This is a genomic window from Mycobacterium sp. 050134 (assembly GCF_036409085.1).
Taxonomy (GTDB): Bacteria; Actinomycetota; Actinomycetes; order Mycobacteriales; family Mycobacteriaceae; genus Mycobacterium.
The window spans coordinates 89,965-113,276 of record NZ_JAZGLV010000015.1 but is presented as its reverse complement, the minus strand read 5'-3'; the positions used below and the strand labels follow the sequence as shown (position 1 = coordinate 113,276).

The following is a 23,312-nucleotide window of genomic DNA, read 5'->3' as shown; positions in this document are numbered from 1 at the left end:
GCCGCGGAACCGAATCGATCGAGAACCCTTGAGGAAGGGATGCATTGTGACGCAACCGAGTGGTGGATTACCGCTCTCTTTCACTGACAAATGCAAGCGAGTGTTCCTCGGCAAGCCGCTGACCACCGATCAGCTCGATGGCGAACGGCTGCCGAATCATATTGCCCTGGGCGCGCTTTCCCCGGACGCGATCTCCTCGACCGCGTACGGCACCGAGCAGATCATGATCGAACTGCTGCCGGCGGCCGGGATGGCGGCGTTTGCTCTGGTGCTCCCGATCACCGGGGTCATCCTGGTCGTCCTTGCGTTGGTGTCCGTGTCCTACCGCCAGGTCGTCATGGCCTATACCCGGGCCGGCGGGTCCTACACCGTCGCGCGGGAGAACTTCGGTCCGCGGGTGGCGCAGGTGGCCGCCGCGGCACTGCTCATCGATTACGTGGTCACCGTGGCGGTGCAGCCCGCGGCCGCAACGGTGGCGGTGGTCTCGGCGATTCCGCCGCTGCGGCACTACCACCTGGAGATCACGCTGGCCGCGGTGGTCCTGATCTGCCTGGCCAACCTGCGCGGGTTGCGGCGATCGGGCCGCACCTTCGCGATGACGACCTACGCCTTCGTCGGAATGATCACCCTGACCATCGTCACGGGATTCGTCCGCGAAATGCTCTGGGGGTTGCCTAAATACGATCCGCAGCACATCGTGGGGGCGGTACCGGTTCATCAGGGCGGCGGGCTCGTGATGGGCGCGTCCCTCCTGATCGTGTTGCGCGCGTTCGCCAATGGCGGTACGTCCTTGACGGGGGTCGAGGCGGTGTCGAACACCGTCAACGTCCTGCAAAAGCCGCAGGGCCCCAACGCCCGTCGCGTGCTGACGTGGATGGCCTGCATACTCGGCTTCCTGCTCGCGGGCGTGGCGTGGCTGACGCACGTCACCCACGCCACGCCCTACCTCGACGAATACCCGTCGATGTTGTCCGAAATCGCGCGGGCGGTCTTCGGCCACGGGGCGGTCGGCAACATCTTGTACTTCCTGGTGCAGGCGTCGACCGCGGCCATTCTGTTCACGGGATGCAACACCAGCTTCAATGGCTTTCCCGCGCTGGCCAGTTTCGTTGCCGAGGACCGCTTCCTGCCGCGCCCGCTGACGAAACGCGGCCACCGCCTGGTCTTCTCGAACGGCATCTTCGTGTTGACTGCGCTTGCCATGATGCTGCTTGTCATCACCGAAGCCAAGGTCAGCGCGCTGGTGCCGTTCTTCGCGATCGGGGTGTTCACCGCTTTCGCGATGGCGGGTTACGGCATGGCGAAGCATCACCTGACCCGGCGCGAGCGCGGCTGGCGATTCAACGTGGCGGTGAACCTTTCGGCCGGCATCATGTCGACGGTCGTGGTGGGCATCTTCGTGGTGGCCAAGTTCACCGAGGGGGCCTGGCTGATCGTCGTCATCTTCCCGCTGCTGGTGCTGGCGCTGATGCGCCTGAACCGGAAATACCGCGACGAGGCCTCCGTGCTGGAGATGTCGCGCGCCGAACACCTTGACCTCAACCGGCATCCGCGACTGCAGGTGCTGGTCTTCGTGGACTCGATCGATCTCGCGGAGATCGAGGCGTTGCGCCTCGGCTACGGGTTGCACGCCGACGAGCTCACGGCGGTGCACTTCGTGATCGACGTCGATCACGCGATGGCGCTGCGGGAACGTTGGAGTGTCTTCGAGCACGACACGCCGCTGTGGTTGATCAACTGTCCGGATCGCCACCTCGGCCGAGCCTCGCACGAGCTGGTAATGCGGGTTCTCAACGACCATGCGGACACCAAAGTGACTGTGCTGCTGCCGCGAAGGACCTACTCGCCGCTGCTGGGTCGCTTGCTGCACGACCGGACTGCCGACAAGATGGCCCGCGCCGTCAGCCGCGTTCGCGGGGCTACCGCCATCATCGTGCCGTACGACATCGAGTCGCGAATAGCGCGCGTCGCCCCCGCCGATCTCGAGGTCGCGACGCGCGACGTCGAGCGTGAGGCGCCGCTGTCCAGCATGGTGGGTGACTGACGGGCGGCAGATCGTTTGGGCGGCCGCGGTTTTAGGGCACGTACGTACGCCCGGCTGTAAGTATTTTGTCGAGTGTGCATCCAGGTCGCTTTGGCCGGGGCTAAATGTCAGAGGCCGTCTTTAGATTCGTGTCATGGTGTCGAGCGGTGGGATGAGTCGGGAGGCGTTGGCGGCCGCCTTCGACACCATCGACGCCGCGATCGACAAGGCGGTGGGGGTCGACTGCGATGCGTTCTCGCCGGACGAGGCGTTGGAGTTCTTGGAGCGTTCCGAGCGGGTGCGCCGCCGGCTCCCGGCGTTGGAGCATCCGCTGATCAATCTGCTGGGCCGCCAGGCCACTCCGGAAGAGCTTGGCGGCAAGCTATCGCACGCGATCGCCGAGGCGGCGAGGATCAGCCGGGCCGAGGCGTCGCGGCGGGTCGACGACGCGGTCGAGCTGGGTCCGCGCCACGGGTTGACCGGGGAGCCGATCGCGCCGGTGTTGTCGGCGACCGCGGCGGCTCAGCGCGCCGGTGTGCTGGGGCCCGGGCAAGTGCGCGTGATTCGGAAGTTCTTCGGCCACCTGCCCGGCTGCGTCGATGAGCAGACCCGCGAGCGGGTCGAGGCCCGGCTGGCCGCCGAGGGCGCCCGCTATCGCCCTGAGCAGCTGGCCGAGTTGGCCGCGGTGCTCGCCGATTGCCTCAACCCCGACGGCAGCTACACCGACAGCGACCGCGCGCGGCGTCGCGGGCTGACGGTGGGGCCGCAGGGCGCTGACGGCATGTCGGAGTTGCGGGGGCGGTTGACCCCGGAGGCTCGCGCCACCGTGGAGGCGGTGCTGGCCAAGCTGGCCGCGCCGGGCATGTGCAATCCCCTCGACGAGGCCCCGTGTGTGGAGGGCACCCCGTCGCAGGAGGCGATCGACGGCGATGCCCGCGGCGCCGCCCAACGCCAGCACGACGGGCTGCTCGCGGGGCTGCGGGCGTTGCTGGCCTCGGGAAAGCTGGGCCAGCACAACGGGTTGCCGGCATCCATCATCGTCACCACCACGCTGGCCGAACTCGAAGCCGCCGCCGGGGTCGGCCGCACCGGCGGCGGGACTCGGCTGCCGATGAGCGACGTGATCCGTCTGGCCCGCCATGCGCACCATTACTTGGCGATCTTCGACAAGGGCAAAGCCCTGGCGCTCTACCACGCCAAGCGGCTGGCCTCACCGGGGCAGCGGATCGTGCTCTACGCCAAGGACCGTGGGTGTTCGGCGCCGGGCTGCACGGTGCCCGGCTACTACTCCGAAGTCCATCACGTCACCGACTACGCAAAATGCCGGCGCACCGACATCGATGGCCTCACCTTCGCCTGCGGCCCCCACCACCGGCTGCTGCAACCCGGCGGCTGGACCACCCGCACCAGCCCTCGAGGCGACACCGAATGGATCCCCCCACCCCACCTCGACCGCGGCCAACCCCGTACCAACCCCTACTGGCACCCCGAAAAACTCCTCCACACCGAAAAAGGCGGGGACTGTGACGGTGACGACGAGGAACGCGGGAACTAATTGTTGCTGGCCAATCGGACAGCGTCGGTTAGTTTGGCGGGGCCACGCCGGCTCGGACGAGTCCGGTGAGGATCATGTCTAGTCCGGTATCGAATCGTCGGTCGCGGTCGCCGGTCAGTATTGCAATGAGGTCATTGGCCTCGACGGGTCGATGGTGGCCGCTGTCGGCTATCTGTTGTACCAACGCGTCCCACTCGTCTGTGCCTTTGAGCTCAAGGAAGGCCTGTTCATCGATCACGAATCCGGTTGTGTAGGAGCGTAATAGGGCTGCGAGCTGGCCTGGACTGTGTTCGGGTGCGGTGACCGCCTGCAGCAGCGCCATCAGCGTTGCCGACAGGTTGAGCGTCGCGGCCAAGGGGGCGTAGGTGCCGGCGATGATGCGGCCGCCGTCGCGGAATGCCAGCATCGCGTGGCGCATCCGCTCGCAGCAGGTCTTCACCTGCTGGACTGATGGGTCGGAGGTGTCGATGTCAGAGAGGTCGATCGTGGCGTAGATCGCGTCGGCCATTGCGCGCTGCAGGTCTTTGCGATCCCGAAAATGCTTGTACAGCGCTCCCGGAGTGACGTCGGCAGCGGCTGCCAGTCGGCGCATCGTCAGCGCGTCCAACCCGTTGGCGCCCACGTATTCGTGAGCGATTGCCACCAACGCGTCACGGGTTAATCCACGCTTGACCATCGCAGGCCAGCGTAGAGCGGGCGTTGTTGACAGAGCGGCCGCGCCACCCCAGACTTCCGTAGTGAACAATGTTTACCAAGTGGGGAGTGGGATGGGGACGACAGAGCACCAGGTAGTGATCGCAGGTGCGGGCCCGACGGGATTGATGCTGGCCGGCGAACTGGCGCTGGCCGGAGCTGACGTTGCCGTGATAGAGCGTCGAACCGGTTGTGACCTGGTGGGATCGCGTGCAGGTGGCATGACACCCCGCACGATAGAGGTGCTCGATCAGCGCGGCATTGCCGATCGATTCCTCGCCCAGGGCACCATCGGCCAAAACGGCCACTACGCAGGGCTGTTCTTCGACGTGTCCGATCTGCCGACCCGTCACAACTATGGGCTCGGACTGCTGCAGTACCGCGTCGAGACAATCCTGGCGAACTGGATCGCCGAACTGGGCGTGCCCGTTCACTACGGCCGTGGAATCACGGACTTCACCCGAGACGACTCTGGCGTCGATACCGCGATGTCAGATGGGACGACGCTGCGCTGCGGATACCTGGTCGGGTGCGACGGGGGCCGCAGCGTTGTCCGGAGAAAGGCTGGTATCGGCTTCCCCGGATGGGAGCCATCAATTAGTTGCCTGGTCGCAGACGTCCACATGACCGACGAGCCGCCCTGGGGTTTGCATCGATACGGCGGGTTCCACTCGTTCTTCACCTTCGACGGCGAGGACACCGTGCGGGTGATGGTGGCTGAGCCGCAGGTCGGAAATACAACCGAACCAACTCTGGCCGATCTCACTGAAGCACTTATTGCCGTCTGCGGAACCGACTATGGAATACGTAGCGCCACATGGATTTCCCGGTTCACCGACGCCACTCGCCAAGCCGTGAACTACCGAGCCGGTCGCGTACTGTTGGCCGGCGACGCCGCGCACATCCACTTCCCGATCGGCGGGCAAGGTCTCAACACCGGGATCCAGGACGCAGTGAACCTGGGCTGGAAACTGGCACAGGTCGTGCGCGGCGTATCCGGTGAGGACCTCCTCGACAGCTATCACGCTGAACGGCATCCCGTCGCCGCCCGCGTGCTGCACAACACCATGGCCCAAACCGCGCTCAATGGACCTGGGAAACGCATCGATGCCCTACGGGACACCGTCGCCGAGATCCTCACCCTGCGCGAACCCCGCACGCGGATCGCCGCCATGATGTGTGGCCTGGACATCCACTACGACCTCGGCGACGGGCACCCACTGCTCGGCCGCCGCATGCCAGACCTCGACCTGCAGACTCCCTCCAGCCCCACTCGGGTCTTCACGCTCCTACACCAGGCCCATGGCGTCCTCCTGAACTTCGTTGGCCAACCATGGGACTTCGACATCACGCGCTGGAAGGACCAAGTGTCGACGTTCGACGTGAACTACAAGGGCGCGTGGGAGCTTCCGGTCATCGGCGAGGTTAGTGCTCCGGATGCAGTGCTCATCCGGCCTGATGGCTACGTCGCCTGGGTGGCGGACGGCTCAACCGCGGGATTACCGGATGCGCTCGACAGGTGGTTCACCCAACTGCCCTGCGGTCAGGCGGCGAGCGTCGCCCGGATGCACACCGTGACATACGGCAGCGCCAAGCCCGTCGCATTGGCCAGCGCCGGATGGGTGGCCAACAGCTCGCGCACCTGGCCCAGCGTCTTGCTGCGCACCTCGGTCGGCGAGGTGATGCAGTAACTGCGCGATGCGACCAGATCGATCAAGGCCTGCGGCGTAAGGTAATTCGTCCACTCGACGTGATGCCGCTCGGGCGGCCCGAAGGCCGCGCTCAGGTCCACGTCGAATCGGCCTCCGTCGCCGTCGGATCCGATGATCTGGCCGAGCTCGCGCACCCAGCCGAGCCGTTCGTCGCGCGTGTTCCACACCAGCCCGAGCCTGCCGCCCGGCCGCAGCACGCGGGCGACCTCGGGAATGGCCCGCTCGGGATCCACCCAATGCCAGGCCTGGGCCACCAGCACGGCGTCGACGCTGTCGTCCGGCAACGGGATCTCCTCGGCGGTTCCCAGCAGCGCGTTGGTCTCCGGCAGGGAGGCGCGCAACACCTCGAGCATGTCGGGGATCGGGTCGACGGCCACCACCTCCAGGCCCCGTTCCACCAGCCGGGTGGTCAGCTTCCCGGTGCCGGCCCCGAGGTCGAGCACCTGGCGGGCGCCCCGCGGCAGCAGCCAGTCGATCGCCTCCGGCGGGTAGGACGGGCGGCCGCGCTCATAGGCGGCGGCCGCCGAGCCGAACGACAGGGAGCGCTCGTGGCTGGAACGCGTCACCGCCGGCACGCGACTTCGGTCCCGTCCGTGTCCCCGGCCGCGAGGGCCAGGCCGAGCGTCTTGCGCACCAAGCCCCCGACGGCCTCGGTTTCCACCAGGAAGCCGTCGTGCCCGCAGATCGAGTCCACTACCTGCAGCTCCGCGCAGCCGGGCAGCAGTTCGGCCAGCTCGTCCTGCAGGCGCAGCGGGTAAAGCCGGTCGGAGGTGATGCCGCCTACCACGGCCGGGACCGGGCAGCCCCGCAGGGCTTTCTCGACCCCGCCGCGGCCACGGCCCACGTCGTGGCTGTTCAGCGCCTCGGTCAGCGCAACGTAGCTGCCGGCGTCGAACCGGGCCAGCAGTTTGTCGCCCTGGTGTTCCAGGTAACTCTGCACCGCGTACCGGCCGCCGTTCGCGCGGTCCTCGTCACCCTGCGCGTCATTCGCGAAACGGGTGTCGAGCTCGACCTCGCCGCGATAGGTGAGGTGCGCGAAGCGACGCGCGATCGCCAGGCCGGCGTCCGGCCTGCGCCCAGTCTCGTGATAGTCGCCGCCGTGCCAGTTCGGGTCAGCCTTGATGGCCGCGATCTGCGTTGTCTGTGTGCCGATCTGATCGGCGGTGGCACGCGCCCCGACCGCCAGCAGCAGCCCGGCCCGGACCCGGTCGGGGTGGCCGACCATCCATTCCAAAGCCCTTGCGCCGCCCATGGATCCGCCGACGACGGCGGCGACCCGGTCGATGCCGAGCGCGGACAGCGCGGCAACGTCCGCCGCCACCTGGTCACGCACCGTGATCAGCGGAAACCTTGAACCCCAGGGCTTTCCGTCGCGGGCGCGGGAACTGGGGCCGGTGGAACCGCGGCAACCGCCCAGGACGTTGGTCGCCACCGCGCACCAGCGGTTGGTGTCGATCGGCGCGCCGGGACCGGCGATCCCGTCCCACCAGCCGGCCGTGGGATGCCCCGGTCCGGCGGGCCCGGTGATGTGCGAGTCACCGGTGAGCGCATGCAGCACCACCACCACGTTGTCCCCCGTCGGCGACAGCTCGCCCCAGCGTTGGACCGCGATGCACACGTCGTCGATGACCGCGCCGCTCTCGGTGGTGAGCGAGCCGATGTCGACGAAGCCGAGTTCCCCCTCGGCGGGCAGCGTTTGAGTCGGCATGTCGGAGATTGTCACGTCGGAAACCCCTAGAACGCCGCCACAGCCTGTGGGTCGGAGCTCGCCGCGTGCTTGCGGGCCGCGGCGAAGCCCAGCTCCAGGTCGGCCAGGATGTCGTCGATGCCCTCGATGCCGACCGCCAGCCGCACCAGCCCGGGGCTGACACCGGTGGTGAGCTGCTCCTCCGGGCTCAGCTGGGCGTGGGTGGTCGACGCCGGGTGAATCACCAGCGAGCGCACGTCCCCGATGTTGGCGACGTGACTGTGCAACTTCAGCGCGTTCACGAACGCCCGGCCCGCCTCGACGCCCCCGGCCAGCTCGAACGACAGCACCGCCCCGGTTCCCTTGGGCGCCAGCTTCTTTGCTCGTTCGTGCCACGGCGAACTGGGCAGCCCGGCGTAGTTGACCGACACCACGCCGTCATGGCCGGCGAGGAATTCGGCGACCCGCTGGGCGTTGGCGACGTGCCGCTCGATCCGCAGGCTCAGCGTCTCCAAGCCCTGGGCCACCAGGAAGGCGTTGAACGGCGACGCGGCCGAACCGAGGTCGCGCAGCAACTGCACCCGCGCCTTAAGCGCGTAGGCCGGCGGGCCCAGCTCGGCGAACACCACCCCGTGGTAGCTCGGGTCCGGCTCGGTGAAACCGGGGAAGCGGCCCTGCGTCCAGTCGAAGGTGCCGCCGTCGACGACGACGCCGGCGATCGCGGTGCCGTGCCCGCCCAGGTACTTGGTCGCCGAGTGCACCACGATGTCGGCGCCGTGGGAGAACGGCTGGATCAGGTACGGCGTCGCGATAGTGTTGTCCACGATCAGCGGCACGCCGTTGGCGTGGGCGACGCCGGACACCCCGGGAATGTCGAGCACGTCGATCTTCGGGTTCGAGATGGTCTCGGCGAAGAACGCCTTGGTGTTCGGGCGCACCGCGGCCTGCCAGGAGTCCAGGTCGTCCGGGTCCTCGACGAAGGTGACCTCGATACCCAGCTTCGCCAGCGAGTAGTGGAACAAGTTGTAGGTGCCGCCGTACAGCCGCGGGCTGGAGACGATGTGATCCCCGGCACATGCGAGGTTCAGTATGGCGAACGTCTCAGCCGCCTGCCCCGAGCTGAGGAACAGCGCGGCCACCCCGCCCTCCAGCGCGGCGATGCGCTGCTCGACGACATCGATGGTGGGATTGCCGATCCGGGTGTAAATGTTGCCCGGAACCTCGAGCCCGAACAGGGCCGCGGCGTGCGTGGTGTCGTCGAACACATACGACGTGGTCTGGTAGATCGGCAGCGCGCGGGCGCGGGTGGTCGGGTCGGGCTGCTGCCCGGCGTGGACCTGCTTGGTCTCGAAGGACCAGCGCGCCGCGGGGTCCGGGTCGGTCGTGTTTTCCGAGCTCATGAATGGTTACTTTCTGCTGAAGGTGCTCTGGTGCGAAGAAAGGATGCGATGCCGGCAGCCGGTTAACAGCGGCACGCAACTAGGCGCATCAGCGAACCCGGACAGGGTGAATGGAGGCACATCACGTTTCCCCTCTAGTCAGGGGTCCGTCATGGCGGACCCGCGCTTGCCGTGCAGCCGGCTACTGGCTACTAGACCTGGTCATCACCCGGGGCACCCCACCGCGGTTGGAGGGTTGCCGGCCAGCAAGCCGGGGCTTGATGCTGGCGCTCATGACCAATACGAAGACTATCTTACGGTGCCGACTCCGTGCCAATGGCAGGTCTACACCTGCCTAAACGCCCTTGCTAACGTGACAGGCAGAACGCTGGACCCCCCAGAGATCTGACCGATAGTGAAGATATTGACGCCGGGAGAGGGACCATGAGCGCCGAACAGCCGACCGTCATCTACACCCTGACCGACGAGGCGCCCCTGCTGGCGACCTACGCCTTCCTGCCGATCGTGCGCGCCTTCGCGGAGCCGGCGGGCATCACGATCCAGACCAGCGACATCTCGGTGGCCGCCCGGATCCTGGCCGAGTTCCCCGAGCACCTGACCGAGGAACAGCGGGTGCCGGACAACCTGGGTGAGCTCAGCCGCCTGACGAAGCTGGCCGATACCAACATCATCAAGCTGCCGAACGTCAGCGCGTCGGTGCCCCAGTTGGTCGCCGCGATCAAGGAGCTGCAGGGCAAGGGATTCAAGATCCCGGACTTTCCGCAGAGCCCGAAGACTGACGAGGACAAGGAGATTCGCGACCGCTACGCCAAATGCCTTGGCAGCGCGGTGAATCCCGTGCTTCGCGAGGGCAACTCGGACCGGCGCGCGCCCAAGGCCGTCAAGGAATACGCGCGCAAGCACCCGCACAGCATGGGCGCGTGGTCACCGGCGTCGCGCACGCACGTCGCGACCATGCGGCACGGCGACTTCTACCACGGTGAGAAGTCGATGACGCTGGACCGGGCGCGCAACGTGAAGATGGTGCTGGAGACCAAGGGCGGCGAGACCCTCGAGCTCAAGCCCAGAGTCGAGCTGCGCGAGGGCGACGTCATCGACTCCATGTTCATGAGCAAAAAGGCGCTCTGCGAGTTCTACGAGGAGCAGATGGAGGACGCCTACGAGACCGGCGTGATGTTCTCGCTGCACGTCAAGGCGACGATGATGAAGGTCTCTCACCCGATCGTCTTCGGTCACGCGGTGAAGATCTTCTACAAGGACGCCTTCGCCAAGCACCAGGAACTGTTCGACGAGCTCGGCGTCAACGTCAACAACGGGCTGGTCGATCTGTACAACAAGATCGAGTCGCTGCCCAGGTCGCTGCACGAGGAGATCATCCGCGACCTGCACGCCTGCCACGAACACCGCCCCGAGCTGGCGATGGTCGATTCGGCCAAGGGCATCACGAACTTCCACTCGCCGAGTGACGTGATCGTGGACGCGTCGATGCCGGCGATGATCCGGGCCGGCGGCAAGATGTACGGCGCCGACGGGCGTCAGAAGGACACCAAGGCCGTCAATCCCGAGTCGACGTTTTCCCGCATCTACCAAGAGATGATCAACTTCTGCAAGACCAACGGGCAGTTCGATCCGACCACGATGGGCACCGTGCCGAACGTAGGCCTGATGGCGCAGCAGGCCGAGGAGTACGGCTCGCACGACAAGACGTTCGAGATTCCCCAGGACGGGGTCGCCAATATCGTCGACCTCGACACCGGGGAAGTCCTGCTCACCCAGAACGTGGAGGAGGGCGACATCTGGCGCATGCCCGTCGTCACCGACGCCGCAATCCGCGACTGGGTCAAGCTGGCCGTCACCCGGGCCCGCAACTCGGGCATGACTGTGGTGTTCTGGCTGGACACCGAGCGGCCGCACGAGGTCGAGCTGCGCAACAAGGTGAAGCGGTACCTTAAGGAGCACGACACCGAGGGCCTGGAAATCCAGATCATGCCGCAGGTGTGGGCGATGAGGTACACGATCGAGCGCGCGGTGCGCGGGCAGGACACCATCGCCGCCACCGGAAACATCCTGCGCGACTACCTCACCGACCTGTTCCCCATCCTGGAGCTCGGCACCAGCGCCAAGATGTTGTCCATCGTGCCGTTGATGGCCGGCGGCGGAATGTACGAGACCGGGGCGGGCGGGTCGGCGCCCAAGCACGTCCACCAGCTCGTGGAGGAGAACCACCTGCGCTGGGACTCCCTCGGAGAGTTCCTCGCGCTGGGAGCATGTTTCGAGGACATCGGGATCAAGACCGGCAAAGAGCGCGCCAAGATCCTGGGCAAGACGCTGGACGCCGCGATCGGCAAGCTACTGGACAACAACAAGAGCCCGTCCCGCAAGACGGGCGAACTTGACAACCGCGGCAGCCAGTTCTACCTCGCGCTGTACTGGGCCGAGCAGCTCGCCGCGCAGTCCGACGACGAGGAGCTACGTGTGCACTTCGCCGCCCTGGCTGACGCGCTGAGCAAAAACGAGGCCACGATCGTGGCCGAGCTCGCCGCAGCGCAGGGCGAGGCCGTTGACATCGGTGGCTACTATCGACCGGACGACGAGAAGACGACGGCGGTCATGCGGCCGAGCAAAACGTTCAACGAAGCGCTGGCACGCTCGCAAGCCTAGGGGCAGCGAGGAGGGGGTCGACTCGAGATGTCCGACGGAGGCAAAGTCAAGGTCAAGGGCCCCGTCGTCGAGCTCGACGGTGACGAGATGACCCGCGTCATCTGGAAGTTCATCAAGGACCTGCTGATCCTGCCGCACCTCGACATCAACCTCGAGTACTACGACCTCGGCATCGAGAACCGCGATCGAACCAATGACCAGGTGACGATCGACGCCGCGTATGCCATCAAGCGGCACGGGGTGGGCGTCAAGTGCGCCACCATCACCCCCGACGAGGCCCGCGTCGCCGAGTTCAACCTCAAGAAGATGTGGCTGTCGCCCAATGGCACGATCCGGAACATCCTGGGCGGCACAATTTTTCGTGAGCCCATCGTGATCTCGAACGTCCCCCGGCTGGTTCCGGGCTGGACCAAGCCGATCGTCATCGGCCGGCACGCGTTCGGCGATCAGTACCGGGCGACCAACTTCAAGGTGGACAAGCCGGGCGCCGTGTCGATCACCTTCACCCCGTCGGACGGCAGCGAGCCGATCGTGCATGAGGTGGTCTCCATCCCGGAGGGCGGCGGCGTCGTGATGGGGATGTACAACTTCAAGGAATCCGTCCGGGACTTCGCGCGCGCCTCGCTGGCGTACGGCCTCAACGCCGGGTGGCCGGTGTACCTGTCCACCAAGAACACCATCCTCAAGGCCTACGACGGCATGTTCAAGGACGAGTTCCAGCGCATCTACGAGGAAGAGTTCAAGGACAAGTTCGAGGCCGAGGGGCTCACCTACGAGCACCGGCTGATCGACGACATGGTGGCCGCCTGCCTGAAGTGGGAGGGCGGCTACGTGTGGGCCTGCAAGAACTACGACGGCGACGTCCAGTCGGACCTCGTCGCGCAGGGCTACGGCTCGCTGGGTCTGATGACGTCGGTGCTGATGACGGCCGACGGCAAGACCGTCGAGGCCGAGGCCGCGCACGGCACCGTCACCCGGCACTTCCGGCAGTACCAGGCGGGCAAGCCGACGTCGACCAACCCGATCGCCTCGATCTTCGCCTGGACGCGCGGGTTGCAGCACCGCGGCAAACTCGACAACACGCCGGAAGTGATCGGTTTCGCCCAGACGCTGGAAAGCGTGGTCATCGCGACCGTCGAGAGCGGCAAGATGACCAAGGATCTCGCCATCCTCATCGGTCCGGATCAGGAGTGGCAGCAGAGCGAGCAGTTCCTCAACTCGATCGCCGAGAACCTCGAGAAGGCTTTGGCCGGCTGAAGTCCGGCGGGCGGTGTCCCGCGCCGGTACCCGCGGTCATGCCGCGGCCGCCGACCGGTCAGTATGCCGCGATCCGGGGTTGCGTGCCGAAATGCAGCGCTCCAGACCACTCCCACCCGCGTTCCTGCGCGAGCCCGTGCTGAGCGATCATGCCCACCGCGCAGCTGGTCAAGAAACGGCTCGTCTCCCGCTGCTATCGTTGCGAACATTTCTCCGAGCGTGTCGAAGACGTAGCTGCGTGAAACACCGATCATCGTCGCCGCGCGAGCCAAGCCGGCTCGAGACCTCCGGTTCATCGGCGGCCGAGCGCAGTATCGCCCTGCTGGTCTCGCCCTCCAGCGCCTCGCGCGCGTCGTCTAGAGCGCTTCAGTCGCCGTCCCCAGGGGCGCTCCGACCCCCGGCCGTTCGGCCAAATGTGTTGGGCAGTCGGCGAGTTGGTGGTCTGGTCGGCGACGAGCGCGCCGCGAGGACTAGGTAGGGCAAACCGTCACGGAACGGCTTGTGGTCAAGAGGCTTTCATGGGGGATCTACCCTAGTGATGCCACGGGGGCGGCGTTGTAGGCGCTGCGTTCGTTGCGGGTGGCGAACGCCGGCGCCTGGCGGGCCTTTTCCGGCTCCGGTTCAATGGTGCCTCCCCTGGGCCCAAAACCTGCCCAAAACCCGCGGTGTCTCGGGCCCTGGGGATGCGGGCTACGTGCCGATTGGGCTGTCCCAGAGCCTGGGCCAAGGTTCCGAATGCGTATCGCGTCAACGCCCTTCGGCTCCGGGTGGGGCGACCGGCCGCCCGGAATGGTTTTGTGATATCGACCATTACGCAATGGGTGTAGAGTCGTCGGGAGCGCATGAAGGATGCGGCTGGCGAGGGCGAGATGAGATATCCACCGGATCACAAGCAGAAGGCGCGCGCTGCGCTGCTGCAAGCCGGCATGCGATCGATGAAGGTCAATGGCTTCAACGGGGTGGGGGTCGACGGACTTGCCGCCGCGGCGGACGTGACCTCAGGAGCGTTTTACTCGAACTTCCCTAATAAGGAAGCGATGCTCGAGGCGATCGTCGAGGCCGGTGTCGGTGAGCCGCTGCTGTCCGACACCGAATCCGGCAGCAAGGCCGAGCGGCGCGCGCAGTTGAAGAAGTTTCTCGCGGAGTATCTCAATGCCGACCACGTGTCCGATCCGGCCGAGGGTTGCGTTATGCCCGCGCTCAGCGCAGACGTCGGCCGGGCGGGAACGGCGGCGCGACTCGCATACGAACGCAAGATCACCGCGATGGCCGGTCGGGTGGCGGACCTGCTCGACGGTGCCCGAGCCGACCGTGAGCGTCGAGCGTGGAGCATCGTCTCGCTCATCGTGGGTGCCGTCTCAATCTCGCGCGCCATGTCTGACGCCGCCTCGCAAGCGGCGGTGATCGCCGCCGCGCAGCGGACTGTCGACAAGCTCGTTGCGCCGGTCAAACGACCTTGACGGGCTCCACCTGCGGAGCGGACGGGCCGATCGGTCGATCGAGGCTGAGGGCGCCGGCGGAATTCAGCCGGGCCGCGCGATTCGTTGAATATCGACCGTGATGTCCCGGCGCCATCACCCCTCGCTCGCGGCGCTCGGTCCAGGTCTCCAACCAATGCGTTTGCGGTCAACGTGTTTGAGGGGCGCCGAAGGAGCGCACGCGTCGACGTAAGCCTCGACAGGGTGGGGGCCGGTCGGCTGCGACACCAACGGGCTCCCGTCCACCGGTGGGACGGGGCCGGCGAGGGCTGAGTGGTCGACTAGCCCGCCGGCTGCTGGCTGTCGCGCGTCTCGCGGGTGCACCCGTCGATGAAACCGCTGATCACTTCGGTGACCCGGTCGGGCGCCTCGAACATCGGGACGTGCCCCACGCCTTCGAGCTCGGTGACCTGGTGGTCCGGCAGGTGGTTGGTGAAGTGCCGGCTGAATTTGGGCGCCGGGATCACGCGGTCCTTCCCGCACACCACCAGGTGCGCGGGAACCGCGTTGTCGGCGAGCTCCCGCAGGCCGTGCAGCAGCGTCGCCTTGACGAGGAGCTGGAAGTAGGCGGGGCAGTGCGCCACGTCGTCGATGCAGCTCAGGATGTCCGCGTCGCTGACCGCGTCCGGCGATCCGCTGATCGCGTACGTCGCCAGTTGACGGCTGAACGGCAGGCGCATGACGCGCGGCCCGAACGCCCAGGCCAGCAGCAGCAACGGGATGCCCAGGATGAACTTGAAGATCACCTCGAACTTGTGCGGGCTCCACCGCGTCCAGCCGCCCGCGGGCGCGATGCCGGTGACGCTGCGGGCCCGCCCGCGCCGCTCCAGCTCGAATGCCACCCAGCCGCCCAGGGAGTTCCCCACGATGTGGGCGGTGTCCCAGCCCAGCTCGTCCATCTGGCGCTCGACGTGGTCGGCGAGCACCGCCGAGGACAAGAACCAGGTGCCGGCGCGCGGGCCGCCGTTGTGGCCGGCCATCGTCGGGGCGAAGACCTCGTAGCGGCCGGTGTCGGCCAGCCGCCGGGCCACGCCCTCCCATACCCCCTGGGACAGCAGGAACGGGTGCAACAGCAGGACCGGCTCCCCGGAGCCGATGTGGATCGGTGGACGGTTCCCCATATCCGTGACAGTAAATGCGGTACCGCCGGTACCGCAAGCGAGCGCCCTGCCGGCCGGGCTCTGGAAGGCTGGCCCCCGGCTGGCCGGGCACTCGGCGACGGGACTGGTCGGGCAGGTGTCGGCGACGGGACTGGCCGGGCAGGCGCGGGCAGGCGCGGGAATGCAAGGAAAGACGCTCGTGAAAAGATCGAGGCATCATGAACACCCCGACCGAACCCCGCCGGATCTTCTCCGGCGTGCAGCCCACCTCTGACTCGCTTCACCTCGGCAACGCGCTGGGAGCCATCACCCAGTGGGTCGCGCTGCAGGACGAGCATGACTCGTTCTTCTGCGTGGTCGACCTGCACGCGATCACGATCGCGCAAGACCCGGCGGCGCTGCGGCACCGGACGCTGGTGACGGCGGCGCAGTACCTGGCGCTGGGCATCGACCCCGGCCGCAGCACCGTCTTCGTGCAGAGCCACGTGCCGGCGCACACCCAGCTGGCGTGGGTGCTGGGCTGCTTCACCGGCTTCGGTCAGGCGTCGCGCATGACGCAATTCAAGGACAAGTCGACGAAGCAGGGCAGCGACTCGACCACCGTCGGGCTGTTCACCTATCCGGTGCTGCAGGCCGCCGACGTCCTGGCCTACGACAGCGACCTGGTGCCCGTGGGCGAGGACCAGCGCCAGCACCTGGAGCTCGCGCGCGACGTCGCGCAGCGCTTCAACAGCCGGTTCCCGGACACGTTCGTGGTTCCCGACGTGCTCATCCCCAAGGTCACCGCGAAGATCTACGACCTGGCCGACCCGACGTCGAAGATGAGCAAGTCGGCGTCCTCGGACGCCGGGCTGATCAACCTGCTCGACGATCCGGCGGTGTCCGCCAAGAAGATTCGCTCGGCGGTCACCGACAGCGAACGCGAGATCCGGTACGACCTCGAAGCCAAGCCGGGCGTTTCGAACCTGCTGAGCATCCAGTCGGCCGTCACGGGGGTGGGGATCGACAAGCTCGTCGAGGGCTACGCCGGGCGCGGCTACGGCGACCTGAAGAAGGAGACCGCCGAGGCGGTCGTCGAGTATGTCGGCCCCATCAAGGCGCGCGTCGACGAACTGATGTCCGACCGTGCCGAATTGGAGTCGGTGCTGGGCGCCGGCGCGGCCCGCGCCGAGGACGTGGCCGGCAAGACCGTGCGTCGGGTCTACGATCGGCTGGGCTTCCTCCCGCAGCGGGAATAGGTTTCACACATGAACGAGCCGGCCAAGCCGGGGATTTTGGACCGTTTGCGGGCCCGGTACGACTGGCTGGACCACGCCGTGCGCGCCTACCAGCGCTTCGACGACCGCAACGGTGGATTCTTCGCGGCCGGGCTCACCTATTACACGATCTTCGCGCTGTTCCCTTTGCTGATGGTCGGGTTCGCGGTCTTCGGCTTCCTGCTCGCGACCCGCCCCCGGCTGCTGGCCACGATCGACGATCACATCCGGGCACAGGTGTCGGGCCCGCTCGGGGACCAGCTGCTGGAACTGATCGACTCGGCGATCGACGCCCGGGCATCGGTCGGCGTGATCGGCCTGGCGACGGCCGCCTGGGGCGGCCTGAGCTGGATTTCGCACCTGCGGCAGGCCCTCACCGAGATGTGGTGGGAGCACTCCGTGGACTCGCCGGGTTTCGTGCGCAACAAGGTCTCCGACCTGGTGGCGATGCTCGGGACGTTCGCGGTGACGGTGGCGACCATCGCGCTGACCACGCTGGGCCACGAGCAGCCGATGGCCGCGGTGCTGAGATGGGCTGGCATACCGGAGTTTTCGGTGTTCGACTGGCTCTTCCGGGGCATCTCGATCGCGGTGTCGGCGCTGGTGTCCTGGCTGCTGTTCACCTGGATGATCGCCAGGCTGCCCCGGGAGAGGGTCAGCCTGGTCGACTCGATGCGGGCCGGGCTGATGGCGGCGGTCGGCTTCGAGATCTTCAAGCAGGTGGCATCGATCTACCTGCGGGTGGTGTCGCGCAGCCCGGCGGGTGCCACGTTCGGGCCGGTGCTGGGCCTGATGGTGTTCGCCTACATCACCGCCTATCTCGTGCTGTTCTGCACCGCCTGGGCGGCGACCACCTCGACCGATGCGCGCCGTCGCCCCGTCGAGCCACCGCCCCCGGCCATCATCGCCCCCCGGGTGCAGCTGGACGAGGGCCTCAGCGCGCGCCAGACGCTGACCGCGATGGGACTGGGAGCAGTTGTGGCGCTGGCCTTTTCGCGCCTGACCCGCTGGCAGCGCTAGGCCGGCGTTAGGCCGGCGTTAGTCTGTGGCGACCCGCCACTCGCCGCGCACCATCACCGCCCGGACGCCGAGGTCCTCGTCCAGCGCGACGAGGTTCGCGTCGTAACCCGCGCGCAGGTGTCCCACCCGATCGAGGCCCAGGGCCCGCGCCGGCGTGGCGGCGGTCATCCGGGCGGCGGCGGGCACCCCCGCGAGTGTGGCGGCGGCCCGGAAGATCTGAGCCATGGTGGCGGTGCTGCCCGCGACCGTCGACCCGCCGCGCACCCGCGCGACGCCGGACTCCACGTCGATTGGCACGGCGCCGAGTGTGTATGCGCCGTCGCCGCATCCGGCCGCGGCGATGGCGTCGGTGACCAGCGCGACGCGGCCGGGTCCCGCCGCCCGGATCGCGGCGCGGAGCACGGCCGGGTGCACGTGCACGCCGTCGGCGATGAGCTCGCACGTCACCCGCGAGTCCTGCAGCAGCGCCAGCGCCGGCCCCGGCTCGCGGTGGTGCAGCGGCGGCATCGCGTTGAATAGGTGGGTGGCGACCGTGGCACCGGCGGTGACGGCCCGCTCGGCCTGCTCGTAGGTAGCATCGGTATGGCCAACGGCCACAACGACTCCCGCGTCCAGGAAGCGTCGGATCGCCGCGCCGGCGCCGGGCAGTTCCGGGGCCAGCGTGACCATCCGGATGGCGTCGCCACCGGCCGTCAGCACGGCGTCGACCTCGGCGGGTTCCGGGGGACGCGTCTGGGCGGCGTCGTGTGCCCCACAGCGCGCACGGCTCAGCCACGGCCCCTCCAGGTGGATGCCGGCGACCGTGCCCTCATGGGTGGCCCCGGCGAGGGCGCGGACGCCGGCGAGGAGCACGGCGGGCGGTGCGGTGACCAGGCTCGCGAGCGTGGTGGTGGTGCCGTGGCGCAGATGGAAGCTGGCCGCCGTTGTGATGGCGGTGGGATCGGTGTAGGACGCGCCGCCGCCGCCGTGCACGTGCATGTCGACGAAGCCTGGCACCACGGTGCAATCCGGGAAGTCGTGGTCGGCCGGCCGGGGCGCGGGGCCGGCGCCGCAGGCCAGGATCCGGCCGCCGGAGGTCTCCAGCCACCCCGGCCGGGCGAGGTCCCCGTCGAGGACCATCGCCCCGGCGCGCAGCAGTGTCACCCGTTCTCCCAGCGGCCGCCGTTTTCCCAGAAGTGGCGTATGTCCTCGAGCGGGCGACCCTTGGTCTCGGGCGCATACCGGTAGACGAAGCCCAGCGCGAACACCGCGAGGGCCGCGAACACCGCGAAGGTGCCCGCGCCGCCGAGCGAATGGAGCATGGTCAGGAAGACGGCGGCGACAATCGCGTTGGCCACCAGATTGGAGGTCAGCATCACGCTCGACCCGATGGAACGCAGCCGGGTGGGGAAGCTTTCGCTGGCGTAGACCCAGCCCAGCGAGCCGAAACCCATGGTGTAGCCGACGATGAACAGCAGCACGCCGGCGAACCCGAGGATCACCCCGCCGGCGCCCCGGCCGAACACGATCAGCAGGACGACGTCGGCGGCGATCATCATCGCGATGCCACACAACAGGATCGGCCGTCGCCCGACCCTGTCGACGAGCAGCAGCGCGATGCCCACCGCCGCCAGGCCGGCGACCTGCACCAGCGCCGGCAGCGCCAGCAGGGCGAAGTCGCCGGTGAAGCCCATCGCCGCGAATATCCTTGGGCTGTAGTAGATGATCGCGTTGATGCCGGTGATCTGGATGAGGAAGCCGAGCGTGATGACGAAGGCGGTGGCCCGCGCGTACGGCGGTCGCAGCATCTCGGCCGCCCCGCCGCCCCCCTCACCGAGCGCGCGGCCGATCTCGGCCAGCTCGGCGTCGACGGCGTCGGCGTCGAGGGCGGGCTCCACGCGCAGTAGCGCGGCGCGGGCGTCGTCGTCCCGGCCTCGCAGCAGGTACCAACGGGCGGTGTCGGGCATCCGGGCAACCAAGGGCAACAACAGGATTGCGGGCACGGCGGCCAGACCCAGCATCCACCTCCAGCTGTGCGTTCCGGCCAGCAGGTAGCCCGTCAGGTAGCCGACGATGAGGCCGCTGACCACGGCGAGCTGATAGGCCGTCAGCAGCGAGCCGCGCACCGCCGCGGGGGCCGATTCGGCGACATACACCGGAATGACCACCACCGACACCCCGATGGTCAGGCCCACCAGTAACCGTGCTGCCAGGAGCATCGGCAGCGACACCGAGAACGCGTCCAGCAACGCGAACGCCGCGTAGGCGACCAGGATCAACACGACGGATCTCTTGCGGCCGATCCTATTGGCGAGCACGCCGGCGCCGAGCGCGCCGGGGATCTGGCCGAGCACCACCATCGTCGTCAGCAGCTCCTGCTGCCGGGTGGTGAGCCCGAAATCGTCGGTGACGAAGAGCTGGGCTCCGGCGATGATGGACAGGTCGTAGCCGTAGATGAGACCGACGCTGGCGGCCGTGAGCCCGACCAGCGCGCCGCGCAGCCGGGCGGCCCGCGCGGTCAACGGTGTTGGGGTCGGCGGTTCATCGAGCGTGCGACCATGATCAAGCTAAACACGACGATGGTGCCGACGACGACGACGCCCACCCGCACGGGCATCGCGTCCGCCGACGGGATGAGGCCCGCCGCCTGGGCGCCGGTCTGCCGGTCCGTGGCGCTGTCGTGCTTCGCCAGCACCGAGGGGTCGGGCTCGACCAGCGATCCGACCTGGGTGCCCTGCGGGGTGGCAAAGCCGTAGTCGAGCAGGTGCGCCGCCTGTTCCCAGGGGGCGATCGGCACCCGCGTCCCGTGCAGCAGCACCGCCATCAGCCGCCGCCCGTTGCGGTTGGCCGCGCCCACGAACGTCTGGCCGGCGTCGTCGGTGTATCCGGTCTTGCCGCCCAGCGCGCCGGGATACTTGTAGAGCAGCTGGTTGTCGTTCTCCAGCTCGTATCCGGGGTGGTCGCCGTGGCCGGGAAAGTCGAACGAGCGAGTGGCGACGATGTCGGCGAAAGTCGGGTTCTGCCAGGCGTAGCGGTAGAACAGCCCGATGTCGTAGGCCGACGTGCTCATGCCCGGGCCGTCCAGGCCGGACGGCGTCGCCACCCGGGTGTCGCGGCCGCCGAGCTTGGCGGCCAGCACGTTGATCTTCTCCACCGCCTGCTGCATTCCGCCGAGCTGCATGGCCAGTGCGTGGGCGGCGTCGTTGCCGGAATGCATCAGCAGGCCGTGCAGCAACTGGTTGATCGTGAACATCCCGCCCTCGTCGACGCCCACCTTGGTGCCCTCGGCGGCGGCGTCCTCGGCGGTGCCCGGCACCGACTTGTTGAGGTTGAATGCGTTGATCGACGCCATCGCGACGAGCACCTTGATGATGCTGGCGGGCCGGTGCCGGCCATGGGGGTCCTTGGCGGCGACGACGGCCCCGCTGTCGAGGTCGGCCACCAGCCACGCGTCGGCCGACACGTCGGTCGGCAGCGGCGGCGTGTCCGGCGCCGTGACGATGCCGCAGTCGCCCAGCGCCTCGCCGCCGATCGGCTTGGCCGGAACCGCCAACGGGATCGGTGGGTCGCCGGCTTGCGGCGCCTCCGACGAGTCGACCGCCGGAGGCGTGTTGACCTTGAAGGGGCAATTCGCCGGTGCCGCGCTGGGGCCGGGGTTCGGCTCGGCGGTCGCCTTCGGGAGGGCGCCGGTCGCCGCGAACAGCACCGGGGCCGCCGTCAGGAAAGCCGCCGCTGCCAGGCATGATGCGGAGCGCAGGAAGTTCATTGTGTGTGCAGACTAGGCGATCCGCGCCCCGATTCCGGGGAGCCGCGCTGTGACTGCTGGGACGCAAGTTGCTTCCGGCCTTGCCCCCGGCGGGCGCCGGCACTCCTCGCCGACGATGGGCTCGGGTAGGTTCATGACATGACCTCAGCGCAGGAGGTCGCCCAATTCGAGTCGCTGCGACCGCATCTCATGGCCGTCGCCTACCGGTTGACGGGCACGGTGGCCGACGCCGAGGACATCGTGCAGGACGCCTTTTTGCGCTGGGACCGGCAGGACTCTGACATCGCCGATCTGCGTGCGTGGCTGACGACGGTGGTCAGCCGGCTCGGCCTGGACAAGCTGCGGTCGGCCGCGCACCGCCGCGAGACCTACACCGGCAACTGGCTGCCCGAACCCGTCGTCACCCCGTTGTCCCAGGAGGCCGACCCGCTGGCCGCCGTGGTGGCCCACGAGGATGCCCGGTTCGCGGCGATGGTGGTGCTGGAGCGGCTGTCGCCGGATCAGCGGGTGGCGTTCGTGCTGCACGACGGGTTCGCCGTGCCGTTCGCCGAGGTGGCGCGGGTGCTCGGCACCACCGCGGCCGCCGCCCGGCAGCTGGCATCGAGGGCGCGCAAGGCGGTCGCCGCGCAACCGCCGCCGAAGCCCGATCCCTCGCACGACGAGGTCGTCGGCCGCCTCATGGCGGCCATGGCCGCCGGCGACGTGGACGAGGTGGTGGCACTGCTGCACCCGGACGTGATCTTCACCGGCGACTCAAACGGCAAGGCGCCGACGGCCGTTCAGGTCATCCACGGGCGTGACAAGGTGGTGCGGTTCATGCTCGGACTGGCCCACCGCTATGGCCCGGCGTTTTTCACCGCCCAGCAGCTCGCCCGGGTGAACGGCGAGCTCGGCGCCTACACCGCGGGCACCCCCGGTGACGACGGCCACCGGGGCATGCTGCCGCGGATCACGGCGTTCACCGTGCGCGACGGCAAGGTCTGCGCGCTGTGGGATATCGCCAATCCCGACAAGTTCACCGGCTCTGGGCTGGGGGCTGCCGGTCGCCCCACGGAATCCGGCACGCCGCACCGGAACTGAAGCCCTGCTCGGTGATGCCGAGCGCGGAGTTGACGCGAGCGCGCATGTTCTCTAGGCCGATCTGATAGGTCAGCTCGATCACGCCCCCGTCGCCGAAGCGGGCACGCAGGTCGGCGACCTGCTCGTCGGTGACGGTGTGCGGGTCGGTCGTCATCGCGTCGGCGTAGGCGATGGCGGCGCGTTCGTCATGGGTGAAGGCGGAAGAGGTCGTGTACCGGTCGATTTCCTGCAGGCGGGCGACGTCAAGGCCGTCCAGGCGCTGCAGCATGGATCCGAAGTCGACACACCAGGAGCAGCCGACGGTGCGCGCCGTCCAGTACACCGCCAGTTCCCGGACGCTGACCGGCAGCATGCGCGACGCCCGCTCGACCATCGTCTCGTGCACGGCTCCGGCGAGCATCAGGCCGCGATGGTGGGCGGCGACGGTGAAGGGCTCGGGCACCTGGCCGTAGCGCCGCCTGGCGATCCGGTACATGGCGCGGGTCAACAGCCCGGCACGTTCGGGGGACAGGGGTTCGATGCGGGTTTTCTGCGTCATGACCTTGAAGACGGGATGGGCCGCGAAAGTGTGACGGCCGTACGCGCGGCGGCGGCAATCCGCCCCGAGAGCAGCGGGATATCCGTAGCATGCGGCTAGCCTTTTCG

The 23,312-nt window shown here is 68.1% G+C and carries 17 protein-coding genes, 1 pseudogene and 1 riboswitch; of the genes and pseudogenes, 9 read left to right on the top strand and 9 right to left on the bottom strand.

Annotated elements, in window-relative coordinates; genetic code table 11:
* Positions 1 to 46: 46 nt before the first annotated feature.
* Both SKC42_RS18850 and SKC42_RS18845 read left to right on the top strand, forming a co-directional pair.
* Positions 47 to 2,044, top strand: a complete 1,998-nt coding sequence (locus SKC42_RS18850) for an APC family permease (RefSeq protein WP_442932191.1) — start codon at positions 47 to 49, stop codon at positions 2,042 to 2,044.
* A gap of 133 nt (positions 2,045 to 2,177) precedes the next feature.
* Positions 2,178 to 3,578 (top strand): HNH endonuclease signature motif containing protein, encoded by a 1,401-nt coding sequence (locus SKC42_RS18845; RefSeq protein ID WP_330965794.1) that lies wholly within the window; start codon positions 2,178 to 2,180, stop codon positions 3,576 to 3,578.
* A gap of 28 nt (positions 3,579 to 3,606) precedes the next feature.
* On the opposite strand, the gene SKC42_RS18840 is transcribed toward SKC42_RS18845, so the two are convergent.
* Positions 3,607 to 4,254, bottom strand: coding sequence for a TetR/AcrR family transcriptional regulator (locus tag SKC42_RS18840; protein ID WP_330965793.1), 648 nt, complete (start codon positions 4,252 to 4,254; stop codon positions 3,607 to 3,609).
* Between the two features lie 91 nt (positions 4,255 to 4,345).
* Between SKC42_RS18840 and SKC42_RS18835 the strand changes: the two are divergent.
* A pseudogene (locus tag SKC42_RS18835) lies at positions 4,346 to 5,797 on the top strand (FAD-dependent monooxygenase); the annotation flags it as partial.
* 17 nt (positions 5,798 to 5,814) lie between these two features.
* On the opposite strand, the gene SKC42_RS18830 reads toward SKC42_RS18835, so the two are convergent.
* From SKC42_RS18830 to SKC42_RS18820, 3 genes are read right to left on the bottom strand one after another with little or no spacing between them, the layout of a single operon-like run.
* Complete coding sequence (locus tag SKC42_RS18830; RefSeq protein WP_330965792.1) at positions 5,815 to 6,549, bottom strand: class I SAM-dependent methyltransferase; 735 nt, start codon at positions 6,547 to 6,549, stop codon at positions 5,815 to 5,817.
* Positions 6,546 to 7,706, bottom strand: a complete 1,161-nt coding sequence (metX, locus tag SKC42_RS18825; RefSeq protein ID WP_330965791.1) for a homoserine O-acetyltransferase MetX — start codon at positions 7,704 to 7,706, stop codon at positions 6,546 to 6,548. The genes SKC42_RS18830 and metX overlap by 4 nt, the downstream gene beginning before the upstream one ends.
* 11 nt (positions 7,707 to 7,717) lie before the next feature.
* A complete protein-coding gene (locus tag SKC42_RS18820; protein WP_330965790.1) occupies positions 7,718 to 9,070 on the bottom strand; it encodes a bifunctional o-acetylhomoserine/o-acetylserine sulfhydrylase in 1,353 nt (450 codons plus the stop codon).
* Positions 9,071 to 9,227: 157 nt separating this feature from the next.
* Positions 9,228 to 9,348, bottom strand: a riboswitch (SAM riboswitch).
* A gap of 145 nt (positions 9,349 to 9,493) precedes the next feature.
* Between SKC42_RS18820 and SKC42_RS18815 the strand changes: the two genes are divergently transcribed.
* From SKC42_RS18815 to SKC42_RS18805, 3 genes are all read left to right on the top strand, one after another.
* Positions 9,494 to 11,731 carry an NADP-dependent isocitrate dehydrogenase gene (locus SKC42_RS18815; protein ID WP_330965789.1) on the top strand — a complete coding sequence of 746 codons (2,238 nt, stop codon included), beginning with the start codon at positions 9,494 to 9,496 and terminating at the stop codon, positions 11,729 to 11,731.
* Positions 11,732 to 11,758: 27 nt separating this feature from the next.
* The gene (locus SKC42_RS18810) at positions 11,759 to 12,988 is read left to right on the top strand and encodes an NADP-dependent isocitrate dehydrogenase (RefSeq protein WP_330965788.1); all 1,230 of its coding nucleotides are present in this window, start codon (positions 11,759 to 11,761) and stop codon (positions 12,986 to 12,988) included.
* Between the two features lie 842 nt (positions 12,989 to 13,830).
* Entirely contained in the window at positions 13,831 to 14,448 is a 618-nt protein-coding gene (locus SKC42_RS18805) for a TetR/AcrR family transcriptional regulator (protein WP_330965787.1), read from the top strand.
* A gap of 299 nt (positions 14,449 to 14,747) precedes the next feature.
* Here SKC42_RS18805 and SKC42_RS18800 read toward each other — a convergent pair whose 3' ends face one another.
* Positions 14,748 to 15,587 (bottom strand): alpha/beta fold hydrolase, encoded by an 840-nt coding sequence (locus SKC42_RS18800; protein WP_330965786.1) that lies wholly within the window; start codon positions 15,585 to 15,587, stop codon positions 14,748 to 14,750.
* Between the two features lie 197 nt (positions 15,588 to 15,784).
* Here SKC42_RS18800 and trpS point away from each other — a divergent pair, with 197 nt between their 5' ends.
* Entirely contained in the window at positions 15,785 to 16,804 is a 1,020-nt protein-coding gene (gene trpS / locus SKC42_RS18795) for a tryptophan--tRNA ligase (protein ID WP_330965785.1), read from the top strand.
* A 9-nt stretch (positions 16,805 to 16,813) separates the two neighbouring features.
* Entirely contained in the window at positions 16,814 to 17,842 is a 1,029-nt protein-coding gene (yhjD, locus tag SKC42_RS18790) for an inner membrane protein YhjD (RefSeq protein WP_330965784.1), read from the top strand.
* Positions 17,843 to 17,860: 18 nt separating this feature from the next.
* On the opposite strand, the gene nagA is transcribed toward yhjD, so the two are convergent.
* The 3 genes from nagA to SKC42_RS18775 are packed head-to-tail and all read right to left on the bottom strand — an operon-like array spanning position 17,861 to position 21,587.
* Positions 17,861 to 18,985: an N-acetylglucosamine-6-phosphate deacetylase gene (nagA, locus tag SKC42_RS18785; RefSeq protein ID WP_330965783.1), complete on the bottom strand. Its 1,125-nt coding sequence runs from the start codon at positions 18,983 to 18,985 to the stop codon at positions 17,861 to 17,863.
* Positions 18,982 to 20,343 carry a sugar porter family MFS transporter gene (locus SKC42_RS18780; protein WP_330965782.1) on the bottom strand — a complete coding sequence of 454 codons (1,362 nt, stop codon included), beginning with the start codon at positions 20,341 to 20,343 and terminating at the stop codon, positions 18,982 to 18,984. The genes nagA and SKC42_RS18780 overlap by 4 nt, the downstream gene beginning before the upstream one ends.
* Positions 20,340 to 21,587: a D-alanyl-D-alanine carboxypeptidase family protein gene (locus SKC42_RS18775; protein WP_330965781.1), complete on the bottom strand. Its 1,248-nt coding sequence runs from the start codon at positions 21,585 to 21,587 to the stop codon at positions 20,340 to 20,342. The genes SKC42_RS18780 and SKC42_RS18775 overlap by 4 nt, the downstream gene beginning before the upstream one ends.
* Before the next feature lie 138 nt (positions 21,588 to 21,725).
* Between SKC42_RS18775 and SKC42_RS18770 the strand changes: the two genes are divergently transcribed.
* Entirely contained in the window at positions 21,726 to 22,667 is a 942-nt protein-coding gene (locus SKC42_RS18770; protein ID WP_330965780.1) for a sigma-70 family RNA polymerase sigma factor, read from the top strand.
* On the opposite strand, the gene SKC42_RS18765 is transcribed toward SKC42_RS18770, so the two are convergent.
* A complete protein-coding gene (locus tag SKC42_RS18765) occupies positions 22,603 to 23,205 on the bottom strand; it encodes a carboxymuconolactone decarboxylase family protein (protein ID WP_442932190.1) in 603 nt (200 codons plus the stop codon). The genes SKC42_RS18770 and SKC42_RS18765 overlap by 65 nt on opposite strands.
* Positions 23,206 to 23,312 lie beyond the last annotated feature (107 nt).

Excerpts from the sequence above, each read along its gene's own strand:
- SKC42_RS18845 (WP_330965794.1), top strand. The coding sequence starts at position 2,178 with ATGGTGTCGAGCGGTGGGATGAGTCGGGAGGCGTTGGCGGCCGCCTTC.
- SKC42_RS18840 (WP_330965793.1), bottom strand. The coding sequence starts at position 4,254 with ATGGTCAAGCGTGGATTAACCCGTGACGCGTTGGTGGCAATCGCTCAC.
- SKC42_RS18820 (WP_330965790.1), bottom strand. The coding sequence starts at position 9,070 with ATGAGCTCGGAAAACACGACCGACCCGGACCCCGCGGCGCGCTGGTCC.
- SKC42_RS18815 (WP_330965789.1), top strand. The coding sequence starts at position 9,494 with ATGAGCGCCGAACAGCCGACCGTCATCTACACCCTGACCGACGAGGCG.
- SKC42_RS18810 (WP_330965788.1), top strand. The coding sequence starts at position 11,759 with ATGTCCGACGGAGGCAAAGTCAAGGTCAAGGGCCCCGTCGTCGAGCTC.
- SKC42_RS18805 (WP_330965787.1), top strand. The coding sequence starts at position 13,831 with ATGAAGGATGCGGCTGGCGAGGGCGAGATGAGATATCCACCGGATCAC.
- SKC42_RS18800 (WP_330965786.1), bottom strand. The coding sequence starts at position 15,587 with ATGGGGAACCGTCCACCGATCCACATCGGCTCCGGGGAGCCGGTCCTG.
- trpS (WP_330965785.1), top strand. The coding sequence starts at position 15,785 with ATGAACACCCCGACCGAACCCCGCCGGATCTTCTCCGGCGTGCAGCCC.
- yhjD (WP_330965784.1), top strand. The coding sequence starts at position 16,814 with ATGAACGAGCCGGCCAAGCCGGGGATTTTGGACCGTTTGCGGGCCCGG.
- SKC42_RS18775 (WP_330965781.1), bottom strand. The coding sequence starts at position 21,587 with ATGAACTTCCTGCGCTCCGCATCATGCCTGGCAGCGGCGGCTTTCCTG.
- SKC42_RS18770 (WP_330965780.1), top strand. The coding sequence starts at position 21,726 with ATGACCTCAGCGCAGGAGGTCGCCCAATTCGAGTCGCTGCGACCGCAT.
- SKC42_RS18765 (WP_442932190.1), bottom strand. The coding sequence starts at position 23,205 with ATGACGCAGAAAACCCGCATCGAACCCCTGTCCCCCGAACGTGCCGGG.